Source organism: Gelidibacter salicanalis (assembly GCF_016469035.1).
Lineage (GTDB): Bacteria > Bacteroidota > Bacteroidia > Flavobacteriales > Flavobacteriaceae > Gelidibacter > Gelidibacter salicanalis_A.
Genome location: NZ_JAEHJZ010000038.1, coordinates 17,149 through 41,937, shown reverse-complemented (window position 1 = coordinate 41,937; position 24,789 = coordinate 17,149). Strand labels below are relative to the sequence as shown.

The window sequence follows — 24,789 nt, the reverse complement described above, 5'->3', positions numbered from 1 at the left end:
GTTATTTAAAACGGGAAGTGTTGATAAAACGCTATAATTTACAGATCTCGTCTCCCTCTAAAGGAGCTCTAATTTCAATAATTTTTTTATTTACCTTTGAAACTTAATTGACCATCACCAATGTCCTGAATCTATGAAACAGTTAGTATTATTATGTGTCCTGATTTTTTTCAGCTGTAAATCTGAACCTGAACCTGTTGCAGGCCCTACGGATGCTCAAGAAAATATGTATACCATAAAAGCAGAAGACATTGAAAAACTGAAGTATACGGATTATGTGTTGAGCCCAGAAAGCTCAGCCGCCATTTTAGATTGGCAACTCTTCCAGGATTTACAAGGGCATATTGAACTTTTAAAAAGCGGCAATTTGTCATTCTTTAGAGTAGAAAAAGACATTATGAAGGAGTTTATAGTCGAATTGAAAATACAGCAACCACCGGTGGTCATAACCCCCGCTATAAAATCGAGAATGACCGTTTTAGAAACCAATCTCCTCAGGTTGCAAGATCTTTCCAATCTGGATAATATCAAAAAAGGAGACCTATTGGAAGCCATTAAAGAATTGCTTATTGCCGATGCAAATTTGAAACTTCAAATGAATAAAAAGTTCGAAAAGGAAGCGCAGCAAATTCAACTTCCTGTAAAGCAGCAAGAATAACTGCTCTAATAGCAATGATAATCAGTGTCTTGGATTCAAAAATACAGCACTGTTATCACTTGTAAATTATCTTAATATTGTGTTAAGATGTAACAAATCCACTGAGGAAGCTTCTTATTAATAACTAAATTAGGCAAATTAAAATCTTTTAAACACTATGAACATCAATCTTAAGTATGCGCTTGCAATTACCGGTTTGACCGTTACGACCCTGGTAGGTTGTAAGGAAGAACCCAAAAAGGACACCGCCATGAGAGAAGAAAAAATTCCTGGAATTGTCCTAGAAAATATGGACACTTTAGTAAGTCCGAAGGATGATTTTTACAAATTCGTCAATGGAAACTGGGAGAAAAACAACACTATTCCGGACGATGAAACCCGTTGGGGCGGATTTGGCGTTTTGCGAAAAGCTACCCGTCAAGATGTTTTAGACATTGTAAAAACGTCCAAAGAGTTGGGAACCTATGAAGATGGTACAGACCAGAAGAAAGCATTAATGCTTTTTGAAAGTGAATTGGACACTGTGGCAAGAAACACTGCCGGGATTGAGCCAATTAAACCAGCGTTGAGCGCTATTCAGGGCATAAAAAACCTTAATGATGTGCAAACTGTTGTGGCCACTGTAGATGGTGTAAGTTCACCTTTTACTGGTATCGCCGCCTCACCAAATCTTAATGATAGCAGTATGAACATGACTTGGGTATTTCCTGGAGGTCTTGGCTTACAAAGAGATTATTATTTAGATCAGGATGCTAAATCAAAAGAAATCAGGCAAAAATATGTGGCTCACATTGCAAAAATGCTTCAGTTTATCGATTACGATGAAGCCAAAGCAACGGCAGCAGCCAAGAAAATATTAGCTATGGAAACCAAATTGGCTGAGCCAAGATTGGATAAAGTTGCGATGAGAGATGCGCGCAACTATAACAATCCAGTAGCGTTTGCAGATCTACAAAAAATGACACCGGCTTTCAACTGGCAAAAAATGGTGGATGATTTAGGTATTGACAAAACCATTGAAACGGTCAATGTGATGCAACCAAAATATATGTCATCCTTGCAAAGCTTTTTAAAGCAAACGCCTATTGAAGACGTAAAAACATTAATGGTCTGGAACACGCTTGATAATTCAGCTAATTATCTATCTACTGAAATAGAGAAAGCCAATTGGGATTTTTACGCTAAAACATTAAACGGGGCCCAAAAACAACGTCCAGCTGAAGAACGTGCGTTAGGTACTGTTGACGGTGCAGTTGGTGAGGCTATTGGTAAATTGTATGTGGAAGCTAAATTCCCGCCAGAAGCTAAAGCGAAGGCTGAAGAAATGATTGCGGACGTTATTGAAGCGTTTCAAAATAGAATCATGAAATCTGATTGGATGACTGAAGAAACTAAGAAAAAAGCGGTTGAAAAATTAGATAAATTCACGGTTAAGATTGCGTATCCTGACGAATGGGAAGACTATTCAAAGCTTCAAATTAAAGAAGGAAACAGTTATGCTGAAAACATGTTGGCTGTGAGTACATGGGCAAGAGAAAAGAATTTCTCTGAAATCAATGAGCCAGTAGACAAGAAAGAATGGGGCATGGCGCCACAAACCGTAAACGCTTATTTCAATCCTCGTAACAACGAGATTGTATTCCCAGCGGCCATTTTACAACCACCGTTCTATAACTACACGGCTGATGCAGCGGTTAATTATGGCGGTATTGGTGCAGTAATTGGCCATGAAATCTCTCATGCTTTTGATGATTCTGGTGCGCGTTTTGACGGCGACGGAAACTTAAAAAACTGGTGGACTGAAAAAGATTTGGAAGAATTCACCAAGCGTGGTGATGCCTTGGCAGAACAATACAGTGGTATTGAAGTAATGGACAGTGTGTTTATCAACGGTAAGTTTACCTTAGGTGAAAATATTGGAGATCTTGGTGGTATATTAGGTGCTTATGACGGTTTGCAATTACATTTTGAGAAACACGGACGTCCTGAAAATATTGACGGATATACGCCAGAGCAACGTTTCTTTATGAGTTGGGCAACCGTGTGGAGAACCCTAACCCGAGAAGATGCTTTAAGAACGCAGATTAAAACAGATCCGCATTCTCCAGGTATTTATAGAGCGACACAACCTTTAAAAAATGTGGATGCATTCTATGAGGCCTTTGACATTAAGGAAGGCGATCCAATGTATTTGGCACCTGAAAAGCGTGTGAGAATTTGGTAGTCCTCTAACACTATGAGATATAAAAAAAGCAGTCTATTTTAAAATAGACTGCTTTTTTTTTACTATCAATGTTATATCTGACCGCTATTTACAATATAAGAATCTCTCAGTACTTAATTCTAATAGCGAAGCGATCTTAATTCTATCCACTTAATCAGTCCCTTTCTTACGAGTCAATAAAGCTTCTTTACTTATTTTGGCCATATTGAAATTCGGATCAATCGCCAAAGCTCTATTTAAGGTGGCTAACGCAATTTCTTGATTGGCGTCTTTATCTTCGCTATAGGTCACAATTGCCTTAAGGTATAGCAACCCCGCCTTTAAAGAGGTTTGGTAAGGCTGTTGTGTTTCGTAATAGGTACGTCTCATTTCATCCGTGACATTAGCCAAACCATACTCTACTTTTTCTTTAGCACCCGCTAAATCGCCAGTTTGCAACATTAAATCTGCAATTTCATAGGCAATGCTAGGTGTTGGCTTCTTGGCATATAGCACCTTGTAGAATTCTAAAGCACGCGCGCGTTCACCCAAGGCATTCAAGGCAATAGCTTTGATTTCTGTATTCAAGTCAGAATCCGTACCACTCTTTTCAATTCCAATGGTATTTAAGGCTTCCATATTTCTGCCTTCAGAAACATAGATATACGCTAAAGTATCTTTTCTGGCCTGGGTTGGTGCAATCACGTCTAGGTGAGTCATGGCATTGATAACACCTTGAATATCACCTTGCTTTTTCATTTGTTTGTAATACCCCTCAAAATGCTTTTGAAGTTCTGTTTTTGTTTGGGCAGTGATGCTCAATGAGCTCATCACAACCACCAATAGGATTAGTTTTTTCATGTTTTAATTAGATATTCAGTGTCTTTAAATCAGGACGTAATTAGATTGATTGCGCCAAATCTATAAAAATTAATAAAACAAACCCTTAAAAACGTGCTAATTGTTAGAGCGTATGAAGAAACACATACTTTAATATCTGTTCCACTTTTTTACTCGAAATAAATTTTCCATTACTTAATGAAGAGTGGTCAAATTGAGGGCGAGGCAAATTCTTGGCATCACAAACGGTAGTATAGTATACTTCTTTAGTAGGATGTTGCGGTGCCGCAGCGTTGAATTCAGTTTGCCAGTGTTCATTCTTAAGAATAGCCTTGATAATGCCAATGCAATCGTGCTGATGAATTAAATTAACGGGGCCAAGGGGGTCTTTAACTTCCTTCTTTCCCGAAAGGAATTTGGAAGGATCCCGATCATCACCAATCAAGCCACCAAACCTGACGATGGTAGTTTGAAAATTTTGATTGGTCTTAAAAAGCTGTTCTGTAGCAATGAGTTGTTTGGCGGTTTCTGATTGTGCGTTGGGAGTGCTTTCTTCTGTAATGATCGGCATATCTGAGGACTCTTCGTAAACCGAAGTGGAACTCACATAAAGTACTTTTTCTATTTCTGAATGTTCAATGTGCTCACAAAGCAACGCCATTTTTTCAGTAAAGTCAGAGTTTGGATGTTTTCGCAGTCCTGGCGGAATATTAATAATCAGAATCTCAGAATCTTTTAAACAATCATGGATGTTTCCGTCAATCTTGTCTTCAAAAATCTTTACCTCAAACGGATCTATTCCTGCGGCTTTTAGAAGGTCCAACTTGTCCGCGGAAGTGGTGGAACCCTTTACACTATGACCGTTTATGACCAATTCTGCAGCCAGTGGTAAGCCTAACCAACCACAACCAATAATACTAATGCGTTTATTCAAATGAAATGGTTTTTTTTATGATGATAGCGTCGTTTAATACAAATGGTTTCGGAATCATTGTGTTGGGACGTTTCGCGACTCGGAATAATTCATTCTCTAACAAGTCAAACGAAACCTCAAAAATTTGAAAAGAGGTTTTTTGAGCTGCCGGAACAGTGAAATTCAACTCTACTGATTTATGGTCCGTCACCATATAACTGAATAGTCTATTTTTGAAACGATATGTAAATACCTGGTCTTCCGTTGTACTTTTATCTATTTCCAGTCCGTTGATATTAAAAGACAGGAATGTATTCGTATCGTCAGCATAAAATTCTAAAGTATTGACAGTGCGTTGCGGGGAAATAAACACTTGGAGATGCCTGACATCTCCAATAACCGTATCTTTTTGAGTGTCAACATAAGGTGTTTTAAGCGGCTTAATTACTGTTTTCTTGCTATAAGATAGCTGCGTGCCATATTTACTTTCAAAGTTGATAGAAGACGCGTCAAAGGCGTCAGGGTCTTCAGTAAGGTACGCTTGGGTCCAATCGTCCAAAATTTTGTCATAAGTTGCCCAATGCGCCGCATCTGTATCAGCATCATACAAATAGACCAAACTGTTTGGTTTTGGACGTTCTTCATTAAAATCAGATTGGAAATGAGCCGCGACAAAACATCCAAAAGCAGCAAAGAACAATAAGAAGGCCCATCGATTTTTATAGCGCGAAAATCCGAAAACGGTAATACACAACGAAAACATGAGCGATACTAACAGCGTTGTGGCAACAATCGTTTTTAGTCCAAGCCCTACCGGAAACATCTTAATAAATGGCGACATGATCAGCAATAATGGGAAGAGCAGGAAGGTCATTAAAATAATGTCCGGACGTTTTTGTCTCACCAATACAAAAAGACTGAGCAACCCGAAATACACAGGGATGATAAAGAAGCTGGCACCTTTGAGCTTAAATGCTACGACGCCACAAATAATTAACCATAGTAATAATGGCGGAACGGCTAAACTTGCAGTGTTTTCGGGCTTATAAACCTTGTTATAAAGCCACATGCATACAGCTGTAGAAAACAAGGCAAACACCCAAATATATAAATGTCCATTGTACGGAAAACCGTGCAAAATTTCGCCATAATGAGGATACATTGCTAATAATAGTTTCCATCCAAAATATCCAACTATCCCGTTAATGAGCAGTGCACCAATCCCCGGAAGGAAGCCTATAGCCATATGTTTGGCGTTTAAACTTCTTTTATTAATTCCGTAAAACACCAAGGCACAAAAGATAAGAATAGCTAAAACGAGCATCGGTAGAATCCATGAATTTGGATAACTGACCATTTTAAAAAGTGGCACGTTAAAATAAACGGAATCCTCTGTACTCTTCAAGTTGTTGAGGTTGGCTTCTGAAAAATAGCTGAGCAAGGGCATCAAATAACTGCCTTGATGTTCTAAAGTATTTCGGTCCAGACGCTCATAGGAATCTAAGGCGGTATGGTAATCATAATGGTCATCAATAAAAGCGAAGTTTAGGCCATCAATATCGCCATCTTCCCTGAAATAGGTCAAATCAGTATCATTGGGAAGCATTTTATAAATGCTGTAGGCCAAAGAATTTGCAACGGGATAGTCTGGATTGGCTTCCTTAAACCCTTTGATTAAATTCTGATTGCCACCGTTGGTTTCTATGAGCATATAACTAGGACCACCGCTGCCACGGGCTTCAAAATTTAAAACAAGTCCGATGTCTTTTGCCCAAGGGTGCTGATTTACAAAAATGTCAGCGCCATTCAATCCTAATTCTTCCGCATCAGAAAACAGAATAATAATATCATTTCTAGGCGTTTTGCCTTCGCTTAAATAAGCACGGATGCCTTCCAAAATCGTCACCACTCCAGAACCGGCATCACTAGCACCAAAAGAAGCATGGGATTTACTGTCGTAATGCGAGAGCAGAAGTAGGGCTTTAGAATTATCATGGCCTTTGATGCGCGCTAAAATATTCTTGGGTTTTACAATGCTTCCCCATTTTTTATTATGACTGTAGACCTCTTGCACTTGGATTTCTAGGCCAAGGTCATTTAAGGCTTTGATCAAATAATTTTTGACCACTTCATGTTCGGGTGAACCTACATAATGTGGTTTTTTAGTGATGTTTTTGAGATGTATTAAAGCGCGTTCAGAAGAGAACGCAGTTGATTTTGTGTTCAGATCAGAAATATGGATGGGCATTAAAGCAAAAAAGCTCCAATAAATGGCCAAAATAATAAGGGCAAGTGCGATAGCTTTTTTTAACATAAAAACGAGGATTGGTTGGTAGGTTAAATCTACAAAAATAATTTGGTGTAAAGGGCTATTAGGTTAAATGGGGAATTTTAGTTAAATTTAAAGTTCACTAAATTAATAAGTTATGGCGATAAAGAGTTTTCAAGGCGCACGAAAGCAGCAGCAAAAAGGCACAACACAGTTGCCTTGTAGAGTGTGCGATTATATGTCGAGAGATCTGATTACATTTAGAACAGATCAGAAAGTCATCGAGGTGGTAGAAATCCTTATAAAGAACAAAATTTCAGGTGGTCCTGTGGTCAATGAAAAGAATGAATTGGTGGGAATAATTTCTGAAGGCGATTGTTTAAAACAAATTAGCGAAAGTAGGTATTACAATATGCCCATGGAAGATGATACGGTAGAGCAACGCATGGTTAAAAACGTGGATACTTTAGACGGTAACATGAATGTTTTTGATGCCGCCAATGTCTTTTTAGAATCCAAACACCGACGCTTCCCGATTCTGGAAAATGGTAAATTAGTGGGTCAAATCAGTCAAAAAGATATTTTAATGGCCGCCTTGGAGATGAAAGGCGACAATTGGAATTCGACCATCAGAACTAACAATTCCTGATTAACTTTCCCGCTTCACCAATGCATAAAAATCGCCTTCAATGGGTAAATAACCTTGATCATACACAAAGTAATACACCGTTCCTACTTTTGTGGTGTAAATACTTGTAAAATAATTAAAATCAAAACCTTTTTCAATAAGTTTCCCTCGGGAGACTTTTGTTTTTTGCTCGGGATTTAAACTTTCCAAAATCCGATAATTTTTCCGCAGCCTATTATTGGTGTTTCTGATCAGATTTTTACTGTCCTTATTGATGGTGTTGTTATAGGAATTTCTACAGGCATCACTGCAGAATTTTTTATCGGTTCTCCCGATAATTTTGTCGCCACATTCTAAACATTCTTTGCTCATTTTATGCGTTTTGAGGTCTTCTTGTGTCATTAAAGATATGCTTTCTTCCTGAATTCATAATTACAATCCTTTTGAAAGAATCAGCGTATTGGTGTTGTTTACTTTTTCAAAGACGTCAGTATGATATTTATGGGATTTTAAAAATTCAATTACCTCATTAAGGGCGTTGCTTTTTGTCTTTTCTAAGGAGGCGTTAAATAAAATGACGCCATTGCTGGTGGACGCATCAACAATCTGTTTCCAAAATGGAAGGGATAAAAAAGCCTTTGGTACTTCAGTATCAATAAATAAATCGACGATGATCAAATCATATTGATTTTTATGGACTTGCATAAATAGGAATGCATCCTCGCAGATAATTTGTAATTGGTCGTCTTCTTTAAGGTTGAATTCATTTTTGGCAAGGTCAATCACAGTCGGATCAATATCCACCGCTGTAATGGTTTTCAAATAAGAGAAATCGTTGCGTAAAGTTTCAACAACGCTACCGCCACCAAGTCCTAAAAGCAGAACGGAATTCACTTGTTTTAGATTGATTTTTTCTAGGCCAAATTTTAAAATCCTTTGTAGGGAGCCATAAGAATAATTGGCGTTTGCGCTGTCGAGATGTTTTATGCCGTTGTACCAAGTAATTTCTAAAGTCCCACTATAGTCCGAGTGTACTTTTTTTGTAAGAGGGTAGAAATAACTTAAAAGCTTTGCCATAGCTCAAATATAGTGTTTTTAAGCATCTGAATTACCCGTTTACAAACGACTACAAACATTTACAAACGATTTTAAATAGTTAACTACCGACTAACATAAAGCTCCTGATACATCTTTGCAATGTTGAATTGACCGAACGATATTCAATAGTATTAACTGTTTAACGTAAAAAATTAGAAATCATGAGCACATTAAGAAACAAAGTACAGTTGATTGGTAATCTAGGAAACGACCCTGAAATCATCAATCTTGAATCAGGAAAAACATTGGCGAAATTCTCCATCGCTACGAATGAGAATTACAAGAATGCCAAAGGCGAAAAAGTAACGGACACCCAATGGCACAATGTTGTGGCCTGGGGAGCCACCGCGAAAATCGTTGAAAGTTATTTGACCAAAGGGAAAGAAGTAGCCATAGAAGGGAAATTAACCTCCCGTAGCTATGAAACCAAAGAAGGTGAAAAACGCTATATCACAGAGATTGTCTGTAATGAATTGATGATGTTAGGTAGCAAATAGCCAAAACTCCCAAATACTAATAATCCCAAATCCCAATTTTAACCGATTGGAGTTTTGGGATTTATTTTCTAACTATGGCTCACTAATTTATCTATTAATATGAATTTAGTCTATTGTTTTCATCATATTGATGCACAGTTTGTAGACAGAACAATTGTTGATATTAAAAATATTTTGTATTTTTGTCTTAACATGCTTACCCCGCTTCCCGTTTAGATCAGCGCGCTCAGGGTAAGCTTTTTACTTTTTATGTCATTATCTTCATATAATAAACCTGCCCTAACTTATTCACAACAAATCTCTCAATTACAAGATCGAGGATTAATTATTACAAATATTCCAAGAGCACATCACTTATTAGAAAGTATAAGTTATTATAGATTAAGTGGCTATTGGTACCCTATGCTGATAGATAAATCAAATCATTTCTTTAAAGAAGGTTCTACCTTTCAAAATGCATTTGATATATATTGTTTTGATAGAAAACTTAGAATTTTAATCTTAAGAGAACTCGAGAAAATCGAGGTTTCATTAAGGGCTAAAATGATTTATATTCTGTCTCATGAATATGGGGCTTTTTGGTATCAAGATTCCAATCTTTTTAAAAACCACATTAGACATAGTAAAACTCTTGGAAGTTTGCAAAATGAATATCAGCGAAGTGATGAGGAATTTATTGAAGCTTTTCAAATGAAATATTCAAATGCATTACCACCAAGTTGGATGATGTTAGAAATAACATCATTTGGAACCATGTCTTTTTTATATAGTAATTTGAAGGGCGGAAGAACAAAGAGAATGATTTCAAATCATTTCGGTTTGAATGATAAGACATTTGCTTCTTGGATGCACAGTATAGTTTATTTGAGAAATGTTTGTGCTCATCATTCCAGATTGTGGAATCGAACAATGAGTATACAGCCTATTAAACCTCAAAACACATCAAAATGTTGGATAGATGATTCTCAAGTAAGTAATAAAAAAGTCTTTTTCATATTGTCAATGATGTTATTTTTGATGCAAACAATAAATCCGCAGAATAGTTTAGTTTTTAGGTTTAAAGAATTATTAGCCGAATATCCTAACATCGATACGGCAGCAATGGGCTTTCCGAGTAATTGGGAATCTGAAGATCTCTGGAGATAATCCAAAATTATCAAGCAGTATCAGAGTAAAAAAAATCAATTCTAGAATTTATTAAATTCCGCAACTTTCACATGAGGATTATTTTATTTGCACATTAAAAAAAGAGTTCCTGGGCCAATCGAAATGTATTGGCATGTGCTTCAATAATGGTTTTGATGTCTGGCGAATAGCCACCGCCCATACTACACATGACAGGAATGTTGTGGTCTTTGCAGGTTTGTAACACAAAACGGTCGCGTGCCTTGCAACCTTCAATGGACAGGTTTAATTTTCCCAATTTATCTGAAGCAATCACATCTACACCGCACAAATAATAAATAAAGTCGGGCTGTTGGGCAGCGATCAATTTTGGTAAGATGTCTTTTAAAATGGAAAGATAGGTATCATCATCACAGCCATTTTCGAGTGCAATGTCTAAATCGCTTTCTTCTTTTTTAAAAGGATAGTTGCCCTTCCCGTGCATGGAAAAGGTGAATACTGAGGAATCTTTCTGAAAAATTTCAGCGGTACCATTGCCTTGGTGGACGTCCAAATCGACCATAAGTATTTTCTTTGCTAAACCTTGATCTTGTAAGTAACGTGCGCCAATGGCTTGATCGTTTAACAGGCAAAATCCTTCTCCGCTGTTAGAATAAGCGTGGTGGGTGCCTCCAGCAATATTCATCGCAACACCATGTTTTAGTGCATATTTGCTGGCTTTCATGGTGCCATCTGCAATCATCACTTCACGTTTTACCAGAATTTCGCTTAACGGAAACCCGATTTTACGAATAGCTTTGGCATCGAGGGTTAAGTTTTTTAGATGGTTATAATAGTCGGCCGTATGAACTCTCAAAATAGGAGTATCGTCCGGAACTTCCGGTTCAAAAAAATTAGCTTCCGTACAGGTACCTTCATAAACTAATTGTTCGGGCAACAATTCATATTTGAGCATCGGGAAGCGATGTCCTGCTGGTAGTGGGTGTTTGTAAATAGGGTGAAATGCTATTTTAAGCATAAGTCAATAACTTGCGAAAGTGTTTAAGTTATACAGTTTTGAAAACTGTAGGTGTGCAAATTATAAAATCTATTTTAGATATTGGATTATAAAAGCAATAACCACGCTGACCATTAACCCGATGTTCACCTTGCCTAAGTCTTTCGCGATAATGATATAGGTGTATTTTATTTTTTTCTTGTTCAGTAAGTAGGTCATCGCCAGTTCTCTACCTGCCAAAATGCCAATAAAGACCCAAGTCGTACTCATGGGGATGGTGTTGAGGTTTCCAAAAACCAACAGGAATATACCATAAATAAGATCGATGATGGTGGCTGATCTGATGTGGTTAGTATCCTATTTATCGAGATAAAATAACTGTATTTTGGATTATTTTAACATCACATTGATATACCTTTGTGTTTTAAAATGACCTAATGTTCATATTACAAGGCGCCATACTTTACATCTTTGGGTGGATGATGATGCTCGGATCTTCTGATCTGACAGCATTGCCAACGGCATCTTATAATCCGGTGGACAAGATTGTGGCGTCAAAAGATCAAGAGCATGTACCGTTCTCGTATGATGCGGTTCTTGATGTCAACCAATCGTTTACTTACGAGACGCCAAGTGGGAAAACGTTTCCGCGGCCATTTAAGCTAAGCGAGAACACTGTAGCGCCTTTAAATTATCAACTTTCATATTATACTATTGGCCAGCAAATCATGGTCAATCTTACCACAAAAGCCATTATTTTTCCATTTCATTGGTTTACATAGACGCTTATTTAATTTGAGAAATAATCCATGAGGTGTTGCACGACACCCCTATAAGTCTATCTATAATTAAAATATAAAACAATGAATTTATCAATGAATTTGGTGATGATACTCGTATCATTATTCGTAATAGTGCCTGTAGTTTGGTTTGTCATAGCCGAAAAAAGTGGCATTTCAAAAAAGAAGAAGGCTTTTGATGCTATAGCCAAAGCAAATAATGTCCAATTTACATCTATAGAAATTTGGAATAATACCTGCTTGGGTTATCAAGAGCAAGGAAACCTATTGATGTATATCAATACACAAAATTCGGAGCCTAAAGTCCAAAAAATAAACCTGGATGAGGTCAGAAAGTGTGTTATTAATAAAATCAACAAAGATTACAATAATGGTGATAAACACTATTCTGAACTATCACGGCTCGATTTGGAGTTTAGCTTTCTGTCAAATACCAATCCGGTAGCAATTACTTTATATAATGGTGAGGATGACTTCTCGCAAAATCAGGAAGTTGCGCGTGCTGAGAAATGGTTGGCACTAATTGAAAAACAGAGATCCAATAAGAATAGCATCGTGGCAGCGTAAGCTGCACAAAGACATAAAAAAGCCATCTCTTATATCCTTTGGAAGTCTTCAAAGGAGCAGAAAAACAGAGGTGGTTTTTTTCTATAAAATAATTTACAGAGCATTTTTGTGTCAATTAAACTGCTACATTTACTAATAAAAGCGCTGTATGTTAATTTCTGGTTTTCTGGTTGTTTTAGGTTTTGTATTCCTTATTAAGGGTGCCGATTGGATGGTTAATGGTTCTACGCTTTTGGCCAAAAAGAATAAAATACCAGATTTAGCCATCGGGTTGACTATTGTGGCCTTCGGGACTTCAGCGCCCGAATTGGTGGTCAATACGGTAGCGTCATTTGAAAACCATTCGGATATCGTTTTGGGCAACATTATTGGTAGCAACAATTTCAACTTGTTTATGATTTTGGGTATTGTAGGTCTAATTTTTCCTATTGTCGTCCAATCCTCAACCGTTTGGAAAGAAATTCCCATTTCCTTAGTGGCAGCCTTGGTGTTTTTGGTACTGGCTAATGGCTATATTATTGGAGATATAGGAATCTCAAGAATTGATGGAATTATCTTACTCATCTTGTTTTTTTCCTTCCTGTTTTATATTTATAAACAGATGAAAAGTGATGTCTCAACCACTGAAGAGGTTGTGATTGCCGCTTCCAACTATAAAATCTGGGGATTTATTGTGCTGGGATTAATTGGTTTGGTCATTGGAGGGAAATTGATTGTAGATAATGCGGTGGCCATTGCCAGCAATTTAGGGGTGAGTGAAAAAATTATCGGTCTCACCATTATTGCGGCTGGAACGTCCTTACCAGAATTAATGACGAGCGTGGTAGCTGCCCTTAAAAAGAACAGCGATATTGCCATTGGGAATATTATTGGCTCTAATATTTTTAATATTTTCCTTATTCTTTCGGTGAGTTCTTTGGTGCGACCAATTGAATTCAGCCCCGTGTTTAATAGAGACCTCTATTTTCTCTTAGGAGGAACTTTATTTTTGTTTATGGCCATGTTTACCGGTAAACGAAAGACTTTAGACCGATGGGAATCTGGGGTATTACTGGCGGTCTTTATGGGCTATACCACGTATCTTGTAGTTCAGGAATTGCAATAGATTATCATTTGTGCAGTTTAAGTTGAATGCGCTTTCGCGGAATATCCACATCCAATACCTTCACAATAACCTGTTGGTGTAAGGACACATGTGCATTCACATCACTAACAAACGTATCGGACAAATTGGATACATGGATTAAGCCGCTTTCTTTGATGCCGATATCCACAAAGGCTCCGAAATTCGTGACATTGTTAATAATGCCCGGGAGCAATTGTCCTGCTTCCACATCATTGATGGTTTTAATAAGTTGATTAAATGTAAACACTTTAGCCTGCTCACGAATATCCAACCCCGGTTTTTCCAATTCTTTGATGATGTCTTGCAGTGTTGGAAGTCCAATGGTTTCCGTGCAATACGTGTTTAAATTTAATTTTTGGAGTTCTGTTTTGTTACCAATCAAGTCTGATATATTTTTCCCTAAATCCTTAGCCATTTGTTCTACAATAGAATAGCTTTCAGGATGCACTGCAGAATCGTCCAACGGATTTTTAGCCGATTTGACTCTTAAAAATCCCGCACCCTGTTCAAACGCTTTACCACCTAATCGGGGCACTTTTTTAATGGCTTTTCGGGACTTAAAAGCACCGTGTTCTTCACGATAATTCACGATATTTTCAGCTAATTTTGGACCGATTCCCGACACATAGCTCAATAAACTCGTGCTGGCCGTATTCAGATTCACACCTACGGCGTTGACACAGCTTTCAACTACGACATCCAATTCTTTTTTGAGTTTGGTCTGATCAACATCGTGTTGGTATTGCCCAACCCCGATAGATTTCGCATCAATCTTAACAAGTTCCGCCAAAGGATCTTGAAGACGTCTCCCGATGGATACAGAACCCCGAACGGTAACGTCATAATTTGGAAATTCATCTCGGGCTATTTTTGATGCCGAATAAATACTGGCCCCAGCTTCACTGACCACGAATACTTGAATGTCGTCTTTAAATCTGATTTTTCTGATAAAAGCCTCCGTCTCTCTTGATGCCGTGCCGTTGCCAATGGCAATTGCTTCAATTTGATAGGCTTCACTCAACGAACTTATTTTTTTCATAGCATCAATCGTGTCGTTTTTTGGGGGATGCGGATAAATGGTTTCGTTATAAAGTAACCCGCCTTGAGCGTCCAAACAGACCACTTTGCATCCGGATCTGAACCCGGGATCGATGGCGAGAATACGTTTTTCTCCCAATGGAGAGCCAAGCAGTAATTGTTTTAAATTTTTAGCGAAGACTGAAATGGCTGCCTCATCCGCCTTTAGTTTTGCATTTTGCAGGGCTTCATTGGAAAGGGACGGTAGCAATAATCTTTTGTAGGCATCTTGACTAGCGATTTTAATTTGATCTGCACACTCGTTATTGGAGCGTACAATGCGATCTTCAATTTTGGAAAGTGCTTTGGCATCATCAATGGCTATCTTAAATTTGATAAATCCTTCACTTTCGGCGCGTAATATGGCCAATAATCTGTGGGATGGGATACGGCTTAAGGATTCTTCCCAATCAAAATAATCACGAAATTTCTGTGCGTTTTCACTTGTGCTGAGCGCAGCCGAAGTATCATCAGCTTTTGCCTTCACGACTTTTGTTGAAATCATGGCAAAGCGCTCCAATTGTTGACGAATGTTGGTTCTAACATCGGTGCGTTCATTAATCCATTCGGCAATAATGTGGCGTGCGCCTTCCAACGCGTCATCTGCGGAAGCGACATCTCCTTTAACATATTTATAAGCAAGTGCCTCCAGATTTGAAGCGTTTTGACTCATAATCATTTTAGCCAAGGGTTCCAGTCCGTTTTGTCGCGCCGTGTCGGCTTTAGTTTTTCTGCTTTTTTTAAAGGGGAGGTATAAATCTTCTAGTGTAGTCAGGTCTTGAACACTCTCAATTTTTTGACGTAATTCAGGTGTCAAAGCCTCTTGTTCTTCAATTGCTTTTAAGACCGCTGTTTTTCGTTTTTCAAGGGCTTCAAATTGTTCCTTAAATTTTACAATATCGCCAATTTGCACTTCATCAAGATTACCCGTGCGTTCCTTTCTGTATCTGGATATAAATGGAATTGTGGCATCCTCGTTCAACAATTCAACTGTGTTTTTAACGGAAGATACTGGAAGTTTTGTCTGGGAAATGATATAAGAAATCAACTGCATGGCTGCGTTTTAAAGATAGGTTGCAAAGATAGGAAGATAAAAAAACTGTTTGAGGTTTCAAACAGTTTTGAGCTCTATGACTATAAAAGTTTAGCTTAATTAGCTGCCTTAAAGGTGGCCAATTTTTGATGATTTTCATCATACATAACCAAAGCGCGCTTTTCAAAGGCATAAGACCTGGTGGCATTCATGGTTTTTATAAATTCATTTTCAGTTTCCATTTCCGGACATGATTTAAGTGTGTTGATCAACTTGGAGAATTTAAGTTTCAACGCATCCCCAACCTCGTAGGCGCCCTGTAAATCATTACAACCAGTATTGCCATGTATGGTGAAATCATCATTAAATTCCACAAATGGATGGCCTCCTTTGGCTTCCTTAAGCTGAATTTCATCGCCTCTAAAAGCAACCAAATGCCATTTTTCACCTACCAATTGGTCCGTAACTTTCTTTAAAACATAGGCAGATTTTAATTCTCCAGTAGGTCTATTACCGTCGGCATCCAACAACGTTAAGGTGTTTTCTCCCACAAAATAGGGGTGTCTATCTGAGTCTGATAAAAGTAATTTTTGACCCTGATCATCCCATTTAAAAGTACCTTTAGATTCGAATGAGGTTGGCTCATTTCCTAAATAGGTTTCTTTTACCAAATAGGTATTATCGTCATTGATGGTTACAACGGTTTTAATGCCTTCACAGGAAGCACACGGCACTACGCCTTCATAAGTTCCCGCCCAATCTAAGGAGTTTTGACTGTTATCTGCCTTCGCCTCCATCTGAGACGGGTCCATAGGTTGTGTTTCTTTTTTAGTTCCGGAATTGCAACTCCAAACTACCAATAATAAAGTAAGACCTAAACTGTTTATAAGTGTGCTTTTCATTGTTTTTAGATTTTGATTTTAGGGAATTTATCGAAATACGATGACCCCAAAAAAATTTTAAAGGAATCTTAACATGAAGTTTTGGTTACTTTTTGTTTTCTACAGCGATTTCAAACGTGGCTAAAACATAGCCATTTTCGTCTTTAAAAGTCAATTCATTATTGACAATGATGTAACTGGCTGCTTTATGTATATTGCCCATAAAAACACTTTCAATGCCGTTATCATCACAGTACTTCATTGTTGCCAGCATTTGAGAAAACTCAATATTCTGATTATCTTTTAACCTAAAGGTGCCTCCAAAGGCGTTACAGCCACCATTGCCACCAACGCCACGATCTTTTGCAGTCAGCTTTATAAATGGTTGTTCTAGCTCTGTATTGCTAAGGTTTAAAATGTCCCCATTGAGTTTGGTCAATACCCATTTGGAGCCCACAAGTTGTGCTTCAGCTTTAGTATCAGGAGTTTCAGTTTTTGTTTGTGGGGCTTCTTGAGTTTTGCAACTAAAAAGAATCAGGCAACAAAGTAGTGATAAACTTAAAACGTATTTCATGGTGTATAAAGTTATAGGGTTGTGTTACTCAAAGATACAGAACTGTTTCAAGTTATGTTAAAAAAGAAAAATGCGTTTTTAACTTATTTGCAATCCGTTAGGCACTTTTGCGCCTGTTGTGGTATCAGGATTTACAAATACCAGTTTCCCGTCTTCAGCTTCTGTCATTAAAATCATGCCTTCACTTTCAACGCCTCTCAAGGCTCTTGGTGCCAAATTGACCAGCACCGTTACGCGTTTTCCAATCACTTCTTCCGCGGTAAAACTTTCTGCAATTCCTGAAACAATGGTGCGTACATCAATACCTGTGTCCACTTTTAATACCAATAACTTATTCGCTTTTGGCATTTTTTCTGCCTCAATAATGGTCCCCACACGCATATCCAATTTTGAAAAATCTTCAAAGGTGATGGTTTCTTTTTGAGGTTCTACTTTTCTATTCGCCACTTCGTTTGCTTTTTTGCTGGCCACCAGTTTGTCTAATTGTTGTTGAATGGTGTCGTCTTCAATTTTTGAAAATAACAATTCTGCTTTTCCAATTTGATGTCCGGTAGGAAGCAATACATCTTTTGATGAAATATCATTCCATGAATTATTCATAAGATTTTCCTGAATTGCATCACTTGAGTTGATCCCGAGGATTGATTTTAATTTATCAGACGTAAATGGTAAAAACGGTTCACTTAAGGTTGCTAAGGCAGAAGCTATTTGAAGGGCAACAAACATGATGGTTTTGGTACGGACTTCATCTGTTTTTACCAATTTCCACGGTTCTTCATCGGCCAAATATTTATTGCCCATTCGAGCTAAGTTTAGCAATTCCTGACTCGCTTCCCTAAATCTGTAGCGTTCAATAGAACTGGCAATCACGTCTGGGTAGGCCTTTAAAGCCGCTAAGGTGTCCTGATCTACGTCGCTAAATTCTGAAGCTTCAGGAACTACACCACCATAGTATTTGTCGGTCAACACTACCACGCGATTGATGAAATTGCCAAAAATGGCCACCAACTCGTTATTATTTCGGGCTTGGAAATCTTTCCAAGTAAAATCATTATCCTTAGTTTCAGGCGCATTTGCCGTTAAGGCATAGCGCAATACATCCTGCTGATTTGGAAATTCCTCTAAATATTCCGGCAACCAAACCGCCCAGTTTTTTGAGGTAGACAATTTGTTGCCTTCTAAATTCAAGAACTCGTTGGCAGGTACATTATCTGGTAAAATATAAGAACCTTCTGCTTTTAACATGGCTGGAAAAATAATACAGTGAAATACAATATTGTCTTTCCCTATAAAATGCACCAACTTGGTGTCTTTGTCTTTCCAATAGGGTTCCCAATCTTTGCCAACCCGATCGGCCCATTCCTTGGTAGAGGAGATGTAGCCAATAGGCGCATCAAACCACACATACAACACTTTTCCATCAGCGCCTTCAATTGGTACAGGAATCCCCCAATCCAAATCTCTAGTGACTGCCCTTGGGCGTAAGCCATCGTCAATCCAAGATTTGACTTGTCCGTAAACATTGGGTTTCCAATCCTTTTTATGACCTTCTAAAATCCATTCTTTTAAAAACGCTTCGTGCTTGTCTAAAGGCAAAAACCAGTGCTTGGTTTGTTTTAAAGTGGGAACGTTGCCGGTAATTGCCGATTTTGGATTGATCAAATCCGTAGCATTCAAACTGCTTCCACATTTTTCACATTGGTCGCCATAGGCTTCTTCATTTCCGCATTTAGGACAGGTTCCCGTTACAAAACGATCGGCTAAAAACTGATCGGCTTCAGCATCATAGAGTTGTTCGGTAACTTCCTCAATAAATTCACCTTTGTTGTACAAGGTTTTGAAAAATTCTTGGGCCGTGTCATGATGGATTTTTGCAGAAGTGCGTGAATAGTTGTCAAAACTGATTCCAAAATCCTCAAAAGATGTTTTGATGATGGCGTGGTATTTATCCACAATATCTTGAGGGGTGACGCCTTCTTTTTTTGCTTTTATAGTAATAGGCACACCGTGTTCATCGCTTCCGCAGATAAATGCGACATCCTTTCCAATAAGTCTTAAATAACGGGCATAAATATCTGCAGGTACATACACCCCAGCCAAATGGCCAATGTGGATGGGTCCATTAGTGTAAGGTAATGCGGCGGTAATGGTATAGCGTTTTGGATGGTTCATTGTTTGTGAAATCTGTAACCTCGAGCGAAGTCGAGAGGTGTTAGTTAATTTTAAATCTTTAAAGGTTTCGACTGCGCTCAACCTGACATCAGTCTCCTCAAAGAGGCCACAAAAGTACACATTTTGACCTCGATTTAGAAAAAAAATGTATTTTTACATTATGTCGAAAATCACATTTACCGTCGTAATAACTTGCTTATTCGTGCTGTTAGGAGCACAGGAGTTCTCTGCACAAGAAAAATCGTCAATTATAAAACAGCATACCCTTGTGCGTCCGCCGTATTTAAAGGTGGGAGACACGGTAGCCATTGTGGCCCCTTCTGGGATTTTAAAAAACCGAACGGCGGAAATAAAACGTGCGCAGGATTTGCTGAGCAGTTGGGGATTGCACACCGTTTTGGGTACCCATTTGTTTGCTGATGGAAACCATTTTGCAGGTACGGATGCGGAGCGTTGTGCCGATTTTCAAGAGGCTATGGATGACCCGACTATTAGTGCCATATGGGCTGCTCGGGGTGGTTACGGTACGATTAGAATTATTGACAAATTAGATTATACCAAATTCAGAAAAAATCCGAAATGGGTCATTGGCTATTCTGACATCACCGCATTGCACAGCCAACTGAATGTAGAAGGCTTTGAGTCTATGCACGCCATGATGGCCGTTAGTGTGACTGAAAATTTAGAAGACATCAAAGAAACTGTGCAAACTTTGAAAGATGCGCTTTTTGGAAAACCTTTAGCCTATAGCTTAGAAAGCTCCACCTATAACAAAATAGGCACTGTTACCGGACCGTTGGTTGGTGGGAATTTGAGTTTATTATACAGTATGCTAGGGTCTAAAACGAGCATTGACATCTCAGGAAGTATTTTATTTATTGAAGAAGTTGGAGAATATGCTTACAGTGTAGACCGCATGTTACAAAGTTTGAAACGTGCTGGATATTTTGATAATTGTAAAGGGGTGATTGTAGGCGATTTTTCTAAAGTCAGAAAAAACACAACCCCTTGGGGGACTTCTATGGAACAACTGATTTTAGATGCCTTGTCAGAATATAATTTTCCAATTGCTTTTAAAATGCCAGCAGGTCATGAAGATGATAATAGAGCACTGATTTTTGGGCGCACTGTTGAACTTTCTGTAGGTAAGGAAGCCAGTACGGTAAAATTTAAAAACTAGGCTCGGTTTCATAGGGCAACCGCAATTGAATACTGAATACTGAATAGAGAATAGAGAATAGAGAATAGAGAAGAGAGAAGAGAGAAGACCAACTGAAAATTGCCAACTGAATACTGAAGACTGAAAACTGCCAACTGAAGACTACCAACTAAACATTGCCAATGGCGCACCATAACGAACTCGGTAAAATAGGCGAAAAACTTGCCGTAAACTACCTACTCTCCAAGGGTTACGAGATTGTATGCAAAAACTATTTCTATCAAAAAGCGGAGATTGATATCATTGCAAAGCATGAACATATGATGGTTTGTGTGGAAGTCAAAACCCGAAACTCAGACTTTTTTGGAGATCCTCAAGATTTTGTAACGCCCAGTAAAATCAAATTATTGGTCAAAGCCATGGACGCTTTTATTATTGAGAATGAAATTGAGCTAGAATCACGTTTCGATATTATTGCCGTTTTAAAAAACAAGAGCAGAGAAGAAGTAACGCATTATGAAAATGCGTTTTATCATTTCTAATTAAAATGGGAATTTCATAAAAAGATAGGGTCAGCATCATCTCTAGATCCAGAGCATCCGCCCTTGTAATGGGATGGGATTATTTAAGGTATGTAGTTGTAAATTTAGCGATACACCTAATTCTTCTATTTTTTAGGGCAGAAAAGGCATCAATTTCTGAGCAGTAATTGCTGTTGAGGAGGTTTGACTTCACATAAAATTGTTGCGCCAAGTATCCTTAAACAATTACTTACAGCTGATCTTTTAAAATAGTAATGGCATGACGAAATAATCTATAAGGCCTAAAACAACTGGAACTCTAAACAGGTTAAATTTTTCAATATAATGGAATAATATGTAATAAGGCATGACAATTGTCATCTTTTAAACGGATTGACTGTTTTATATTTGGCGCTTAATTATTTTTTAGAAATTGCCGTTATGACAGCCTACAAACAAGCCCATAGTTTTCATATTCCTGTGATGGGTTTAGCTTATACTATAGATAGTCCCATTCGAGTTGCCCAATACGGCATCTCGTCCGTCATTTCAATTATTGACGATGACCTTTTGGAAAAAATGAATGCCTTTTATAGTCAGAAATTCAGTTTGCCCTACCAAGAAATTTCTCAAAAAGTTGATGACTATCGCGCCAAGCGTATCACAGCATATTTAAATTTGGTAGATACCATTGTTAAAGATAAATTTGGAAAATTTAAGGAAGAATTATCAGAAAGCAAATCAGCTTTAGAAAACTTTCTGGACATGCTTCCTAATAAATCGAGCATAAAAGAAGGACTTTCAAAAATGATGGAAGAAGGTGTGGTCCTCAAGGATACTATTAAAAGCTATATTGATGAACATTTAAATGTTGGTGAAATTGATGTGAACATCATGACCAAAATTGATAAAGATAATTTTAAGGGTTCTGAGCAATTACCTATAGAATTTAATGATGCACATGCGTCCCTTCGTGGGTTTGCCAATAGTAACTTGGAATCTTCCGTGGTGCTTTCGGCAGGAATGAATCCCAGATTGTATAGTTACTTTGAGAATTTCGAGGATTTCTACCCCAATAGCCAAAACCGATTAAAAAAGAAAATAATTTTAAAGGTAAGTGATTTCCGTTCAGCGCTGATCCAAGGTAAATTTCTGGCCAAAAAAGGATTGTGGGTTTCAGAATATCGCGTTGAATCCGGTTTAAATTGTGGCGGACACGCCTTTGCTACTGAAGGATTTTTACTCGGACCGATTTTAGAAGAGTTTAAAACCAAAAAAGAAGAATTACAGCAAGATACACATACTGTTTTTATAAAAGCATTGGCTGATAAACAGATAGAAATTCCTAATGCACCCTTAGATATCAAAATCACGGTACAAGGTGGTGTGGGGACTGCAGCTGAACATGAATTTTTAATTACTAATTATCATGTAGATTCTGTAGGTTGGGGGAGTCCGTTTTTGCTGGTTCCTGAAGCGACCTCTGTAGATGTTGACACCCGAAAACTGTTGGCGGAAGCCAAGGAGTCAGATTTGTATTTGAGTGATATTTCTCCCTTAGGTGTGCCATTCAATACCATAAAAGGATCTTCTAATGAATTTTATAAACAGAATCGGATTGAAAAAAATAAAGCTGGCAGTTCTTGTCCTAAAAAGTTTTTAGCCTTAAGTAAGGAATTTGGTCCTGAGGGAATTTGTACAGCCTCAAAAAAATATCAGGATGTCAAGTTGGAGGCGCTTGATGCCAGAAAGGAAACAATGACCACAACTAACTATGACACGGCAAAAAACAAGATCACTGAAAAATCCTGTCTTTGTGTTGGATTGGCAAATGCTTCTTATCTTGAAAATGACATTCCAATTAAAGGACAACAGCAGGGTGTGGTGATTTGTCCTGGGCCAAATATGGCGTATTTTGACAAAGAAGTGTCATTGTCTGAAATGGTAAGACATATTTACGGAAAAATAACTGTACTTCCAGAAACCTATAGACCCAATATGTTTGTTAAGGAATTAAAGATGTATGTTGAGTATTTAAAGAATGATATTGCGACGTTTACAGATGAACTATCTACCAAGAACGTAAAGAAGTGGACGGCATTTAAAAGTAATTTGTTAGATGGGATTGCTTACTACCAGCACCTCTTTGCAGACACTAGCACTAGAATTCAGGCGGACATTTTAATCTATGAAAAGGAGATCCATACTATTGAAATTCCTAAACTTTAAAATTTTATACTAATTTTTTCATCTTAAAGCTCTTTTCGGGCTTAGGGCCGCCTTGGTCTAAATATAGGAAAGGTTGTTTTTAATGGGATGGTTTTGAATTTAGTGACCATCCAATAGATAGTTATAGTCTTAAAGTATTCCGTTTTGTAACCGCTTGGGATTTATGTGTGCATTTCTTATCTGTAAAAATGCATCTCATCTATATAATTCCAAACAGAAGCAGGCAACATAGGTTGGACGTTTTTGCCCTTTTTGATGGATTTTCTTATAAATGTGGAGGAAATTTCCATAATGGGTGCCGCCACATGGTGAATTTTTGGGTGCTGATCAAACTGTGTCTCAACTACACCCTCTGAAAGTCGCGGATACACATAAAGGTGATGATTTTCTAAAATCAATTCGTAGTTTTTCCACTTGTGGAGACTTTTAAGATTGTCTTCGCCCATAATTAAGGCAAATTCGTATTTGGGATACTTCTCTTGTAAATAGGTAAGGGTATTGATGGTGTAATTAGGCTGTGGCAAGCCAAATTCAATAGCACTGGGGCGTAATTTATCGTAACCTTCTGTAGCACGGTACACCATTTCCAGACGATCGTGATTATTAAGCATGCTCGTTTTTACTTTAAAGGGACTTTGAGGGGTGACCACAAACCAAATTTGATCCAGATCACTATGTTCTGCCATATGATTGGCAATAATTAAATGGCCAATATGAATAGGATTAAACGTGCCAAAGTAGAGTCCGATCTTCATAATTATCGTTTATTGTGTGTTATGGTCAGATGTTAATTTCCTTTTATTAATCTTCAGGCGTATTTATAAAATCTGATACTAATGTGTAAGATTCCTGAATAGCTTTGTCAAGATCATCATTTATGACAATGACGTCAAATAGCGGAGCGGTAGCAAGTTCTGCTGAAGCTTTAGCAATGCGCATATTGATTTTGTCGTTACTTTCTGTTTGACGTTTTTTTAAGCGAATCTTTAATTCGTCAATACTAGGTGGCTTTACAAAAATTGCAATGGTCTGATCTGGAAATTTTCGTTTGATACGTAGTCCACCCGATACATCAATATCAAAAATGACATTCTTGCCTTTTGCCCAAATACGCTTTACTTCGGTTTTTAAAGTCCCGTAAAAGTTATCCCGATACACTTCTTCCCACTCTAAAAACTCATCATTTTTAATTCGGTTTTTAAAGGCTTGCGCATCTAAAAAGTAGTAATCCTTACCATCAGTTTCGTTATCTCTTTTCTCTCTAGAAGTGGCAGAAATGGAGAACTCCAAATTTAATTCTTCCTGTTGCAGTAAATGTCTTACCAAGGTGGTTTTGCCAGAGCCAGAAGGGGCTGAAAATACGATGAGTTTTCCTTGGGGGGTGATGTCTTTAATTTTGGTCACAAATGCTATTTTAATATA

Annotated in this window: 24 protein-coding genes; 11 read left to right on the top strand and 13 right to left on the bottom strand. The window is 37.9% G+C overall.

Annotation, left to right across the window (positions count from 1 at the left end; genetic code table 11):
- Positions 1 to 133: 133 nt before the first annotated feature.
- Both JEM65_RS15815 and JEM65_RS15810 read left to right on the top strand, forming a co-directional pair.
- Positions 134 to 658, top strand: a complete 525-nt coding sequence (locus JEM65_RS15815) for a hypothetical protein (protein WP_199601523.1) — start codon at positions 134 to 136, stop codon at positions 656 to 658.
- Between the two features lie 157 nt (positions 659 to 815).
- A complete protein-coding gene (locus JEM65_RS15810; protein WP_199601521.1) occupies positions 816 to 2,882 on the top strand; it encodes a M13 family metallopeptidase in 2,067 nt (688 codons plus the stop codon).
- A 150-nt stretch (positions 2,883 to 3,032) separates the two neighbouring features.
- Here JEM65_RS15810 and JEM65_RS15805 read toward each other — a convergent pair whose 3' ends face one another.
- The 3 genes from JEM65_RS15805 to JEM65_RS15795 form a co-directional block, all read right to left on the bottom strand.
- Positions 3,033 to 3,722, bottom strand: coding sequence for a tetratricopeptide repeat protein (locus JEM65_RS15805; RefSeq protein WP_199601519.1), 690 nt, complete (start codon positions 3,720 to 3,722; stop codon positions 3,033 to 3,035).
- 103 nt (positions 3,723 to 3,825) lie between these two features.
- Positions 3,826 to 4,635: an NAD(P)H-binding protein gene (locus JEM65_RS15800; protein WP_199601518.1), complete on the bottom strand. Its 810-nt coding sequence runs from the start codon at positions 4,633 to 4,635 to the stop codon at positions 3,826 to 3,828.
- On the bottom strand, positions 4,628 to 6,928 hold the full coding sequence (locus JEM65_RS15795) for a M28 family peptidase (protein WP_199601517.1): 2,301 nt from the start codon (positions 6,926 to 6,928) through the stop codon (positions 4,628 to 4,630). Before JEM65_RS15795 ends, JEM65_RS15800 begins: the two co-directional genes overlap by 8 nt.
- Positions 6,929 to 7,040: 112 nt before the next feature.
- Here JEM65_RS15795 and JEM65_RS15790 point away from each other — a divergent pair, with 112 nt between their 5' ends.
- Entirely contained in the window at positions 7,041 to 7,532 is a 492-nt protein-coding gene (locus JEM65_RS15790; RefSeq protein ID WP_199601516.1) for a CBS domain-containing protein, read from the top strand.
- Here the strand turns inward: JEM65_RS15790 and JEM65_RS15785 are convergent, their stop codons facing one another.
- Positions 7,533 to 7,883 carry a hypothetical protein gene (locus tag JEM65_RS15785; protein ID WP_199601515.1) on the bottom strand — a complete coding sequence of 117 codons (351 nt, stop codon included), beginning with the start codon at positions 7,881 to 7,883 and terminating at the stop codon, positions 7,533 to 7,535.
- 60 nt (positions 7,884 to 7,943) lie between these two features.
- Positions 7,944 to 8,588 (bottom strand): spermidine synthase, encoded by a 645-nt coding sequence (locus JEM65_RS15780; protein WP_199601513.1) that lies wholly within the window; start codon positions 8,586 to 8,588, stop codon positions 7,944 to 7,946.
- A 182-nt stretch (positions 8,589 to 8,770) separates the two neighbouring features.
- Between JEM65_RS15780 and JEM65_RS15775 the strand changes: the two genes are divergently transcribed.
- Together JEM65_RS15775 and JEM65_RS15770 are read left to right on the top strand one after the other, a co-directional pair.
- Positions 8,771 to 9,106, top strand: coding sequence for a single-stranded DNA-binding protein (locus JEM65_RS15775; protein WP_199601511.1), 336 nt, complete (start codon positions 8,771 to 8,773; stop codon positions 9,104 to 9,106).
- Between the two features lie 249 nt (positions 9,107 to 9,355).
- Complete coding sequence (locus JEM65_RS15770) at positions 9,356 to 10,252, top strand: Abi family protein (RefSeq protein WP_199601503.1); 897 nt, start codon at positions 9,356 to 9,358, stop codon at positions 10,250 to 10,252.
- 94 nt (positions 10,253 to 10,346) lie between these two features.
- On the opposite strand, the gene JEM65_RS15765 is transcribed toward JEM65_RS15770, so the two are convergent.
- The gene (locus JEM65_RS15765; protein WP_199601501.1) at positions 10,347 to 11,249 is read right to left on the bottom strand and encodes a histone deacetylase family protein; all 903 of its coding nucleotides are present in this window, start codon (positions 11,247 to 11,249) and stop codon (positions 10,347 to 10,349) included.
- Between the two features lie 69 nt (positions 11,250 to 11,318).
- Complete coding sequence (locus JEM65_RS15760; protein ID WP_199601499.1) at positions 11,319 to 11,498, bottom strand: hypothetical protein; 180 nt, start codon at positions 11,496 to 11,498, stop codon at positions 11,319 to 11,321.
- A 167-nt stretch (positions 11,499 to 11,665) separates the two neighbouring features.
- On the opposite strand from JEM65_RS15760, the gene JEM65_RS15755 reads away from it, so the two are divergent.
- The 3 genes from JEM65_RS15755 (at position 11,666) to JEM65_RS15745 (ending at position 13,700) form a co-directional block, all read left to right on the top strand.
- Complete coding sequence (locus JEM65_RS15755) at positions 11,666 to 12,010, top strand: hypothetical protein (protein WP_199601497.1); 345 nt, start codon at positions 11,666 to 11,668, stop codon at positions 12,008 to 12,010.
- 81 nt (positions 12,011 to 12,091) lie between these two features.
- Positions 12,092 to 12,595: a hypothetical protein gene (locus JEM65_RS15750; protein ID WP_199601495.1), complete on the top strand. Its 504-nt coding sequence runs from the start codon at positions 12,092 to 12,094 to the stop codon at positions 12,593 to 12,595.
- 148 nt (positions 12,596 to 12,743) lie between these two features.
- Complete coding sequence (locus tag JEM65_RS15745; RefSeq protein WP_199601493.1) at positions 12,744 to 13,700, top strand: calcium/sodium antiporter; 957 nt, start codon at positions 12,744 to 12,746, stop codon at positions 13,698 to 13,700.
- Positions 13,701 to 13,704: 4 nt separating this feature from the next.
- Here JEM65_RS15745 and JEM65_RS15740 read toward each other — a convergent pair whose 3' ends face one another.
- The 4 genes from JEM65_RS15740 to metG all read right to left on the bottom strand — a co-directional run bounded on the left by JEM65_RS15740 (position 13,705) and on the right by metG (position 19,458).
- Positions 13,705 to 15,852 (bottom strand): Tex family protein, encoded by a 2,148-nt coding sequence (locus JEM65_RS15740; protein WP_199601486.1) that lies wholly within the window; start codon positions 15,850 to 15,852, stop codon positions 13,705 to 13,707.
- Between the two features lie 95 nt (positions 15,853 to 15,947).
- Entirely contained in the window at positions 15,948 to 16,733 is a 786-nt protein-coding gene (locus JEM65_RS15735; protein WP_199601484.1) for a copper resistance protein NlpE N-terminal domain-containing protein, read from the bottom strand.
- A gap of 85 nt (positions 16,734 to 16,818) precedes the next feature.
- Positions 16,819 to 17,286, bottom strand: a complete 468-nt coding sequence (locus tag JEM65_RS15730) for an META domain-containing protein (RefSeq protein ID WP_199601482.1) — start codon at positions 17,284 to 17,286, stop codon at positions 16,819 to 16,821.
- A gap of 78 nt (positions 17,287 to 17,364) precedes the next feature.
- Positions 17,365 to 19,458 (bottom strand): methionine--tRNA ligase, encoded by a 2,094-nt coding sequence (gene metG, locus JEM65_RS15725; protein WP_199601480.1) that lies wholly within the window; start codon positions 19,456 to 19,458, stop codon positions 17,365 to 17,367.
- A 160-nt stretch (positions 19,459 to 19,618) separates the two neighbouring features.
- Between metG and JEM65_RS15720 the strand changes: the two genes are divergently transcribed.
- From JEM65_RS15720 to JEM65_RS15710, 3 genes are all read left to right on the top strand, one after another.
- Positions 19,619 to 20,638 (top strand): S66 peptidase family protein, encoded by a 1,020-nt coding sequence (locus JEM65_RS15720; RefSeq protein ID WP_199601472.1) that lies wholly within the window; start codon positions 19,619 to 19,621, stop codon positions 20,636 to 20,638.
- Between the two features lie 161 nt (positions 20,639 to 20,799).
- Positions 20,800 to 21,159 carry a YraN family protein gene (locus tag JEM65_RS15715; RefSeq protein ID WP_199601471.1) on the top strand — a complete coding sequence of 120 codons (360 nt, stop codon included), beginning with the start codon at positions 20,800 to 20,802 and terminating at the stop codon, positions 21,157 to 21,159.
- Between the two features lie 420 nt (positions 21,160 to 21,579).
- On the top strand, positions 21,580 to 23,367 hold the full coding sequence (locus JEM65_RS15710) for a hypothetical protein (protein WP_199601589.1): 1,788 nt from the start codon (positions 21,580 to 21,582) through the stop codon (positions 23,365 to 23,367).
- A gap of 176 nt (positions 23,368 to 23,543) precedes the next feature.
- Here the strand turns inward: JEM65_RS15710 and nadD are convergent, their stop codons facing one another.
- Both nadD and gmk read right to left on the bottom strand, forming a co-directional pair.
- Positions 23,544 to 24,122, bottom strand: coding sequence for a nicotinate (nicotinamide) nucleotide adenylyltransferase (gene nadD, locus JEM65_RS15705; RefSeq protein ID WP_199601470.1), 579 nt, complete (start codon positions 24,120 to 24,122; stop codon positions 23,544 to 23,546).
- A gap of 46 nt (positions 24,123 to 24,168) precedes the next feature.
- On the bottom strand, positions 24,169 to 24,762 hold the full coding sequence (gene gmk, locus JEM65_RS15700) for a guanylate kinase (RefSeq protein ID WP_199601587.1): 594 nt from the start codon (positions 24,760 to 24,762) through the stop codon (positions 24,169 to 24,171).
- Between the last annotated feature and the right edge of the window lie 27 nt (positions 24,763 to 24,789).

Coding starts and splice junctions, on each gene's coding strand:
- JEM65_RS15815 (WP_199601523.1), top strand. CDS start 134: ATGAAACAGTTAGTATTATTATGTGTCCTGATTTTTTTCAGCTGTAAA.
- JEM65_RS15810 (WP_199601521.1), top strand. CDS start 816: ATGAACATCAATCTTAAGTATGCGCTTGCAATTACCGGTTTGACCGTT.
- JEM65_RS15805 (WP_199601519.1), bottom strand. CDS start 3,722: ATGAAAAAACTAATCCTATTGGTGGTTGTGATGAGCTCATTGAGCATC.
- JEM65_RS15795 (WP_199601517.1), bottom strand. CDS start 6,928: ATGTTAAAAAAAGCTATCGCACTTGCCCTTATTATTTTGGCCATTTAT.
- JEM65_RS15790 (WP_199601516.1), top strand. CDS start 7,041: ATGGCGATAAAGAGTTTTCAAGGCGCACGAAAGCAGCAGCAAAAAGGC.
- JEM65_RS15785 (WP_199601515.1), bottom strand. CDS start 7,883: ATGAGCAAAGAATGTTTAGAATGTGGCGACAAAATTATCGGGAGAACC.
- JEM65_RS15780 (WP_199601513.1), bottom strand. CDS start 8,588: ATGGCAAAGCTTTTAAGTTATTTCTACCCTCTTACAAAAAAAGTACAC.
- JEM65_RS15775 (WP_199601511.1), top strand. CDS start 8,771: ATGAGCACATTAAGAAACAAAGTACAGTTGATTGGTAATCTAGGAAAC.
- JEM65_RS15770 (WP_199601503.1), top strand. CDS start 9,356: ATGTCATTATCTTCATATAATAAACCTGCCCTAACTTATTCACAACAA.
- JEM65_RS15765 (WP_199601501.1), bottom strand. CDS start 11,249: ATGCTTAAAATAGCATTTCACCCTATTTACAAACACCCACTACCAGCA.
- JEM65_RS15760 (WP_199601499.1), bottom strand. CDS start 11,498: ATGAGTACGACTTGGGTCTTTATTGGCATTTTGGCAGGTAGAGAACTG.
- JEM65_RS15755 (WP_199601497.1), top strand. CDS start 11,666: ATGTTCATATTACAAGGCGCCATACTTTACATCTTTGGGTGGATGATG.
- JEM65_RS15750 (WP_199601495.1), top strand. CDS start 12,092: ATGAATTTATCAATGAATTTGGTGATGATACTCGTATCATTATTCGTA.
- JEM65_RS15745 (WP_199601493.1), top strand. CDS start 12,744: ATGTTAATTTCTGGTTTTCTGGTTGTTTTAGGTTTTGTATTCCTTATT.
- JEM65_RS15740 (WP_199601486.1), bottom strand. CDS start 15,852: ATGCAGTTGATTTCTTATATCATTTCCCAGACAAAACTTCCAGTATCT.
- JEM65_RS15735 (WP_199601484.1), bottom strand. CDS start 16,733: ATGAAAAGCACACTTATAAACAGTTTAGGTCTTACTTTATTATTGGTA.
- JEM65_RS15730 (WP_199601482.1), bottom strand. CDS start 17,286: ATGAAATACGTTTTAAGTTTATCACTACTTTGTTGCCTGATTCTTTTT.
- metG (WP_199601480.1), bottom strand. CDS start 19,458: ATGAACCATCCAAAACGCTATACCATTACCGCCGCATTACCTTACACT.
- JEM65_RS15720 (WP_199601472.1), top strand. CDS start 19,619: ATGTCGAAAATCACATTTACCGTCGTAATAACTTGCTTATTCGTGCTG.
- JEM65_RS15715 (WP_199601471.1), top strand. CDS start 20,800: ATGGCGCACCATAACGAACTCGGTAAAATAGGCGAAAAACTTGCCGTA.
- JEM65_RS15710 (WP_199601589.1), top strand. CDS start 21,580: ATGACAGCCTACAAACAAGCCCATAGTTTTCATATTCCTGTGATGGGT.
- nadD (WP_199601470.1), bottom strand. CDS start 24,122: ATGAAGATCGGACTCTACTTTGGCACGTTTAATCCTATTCATATTGGC.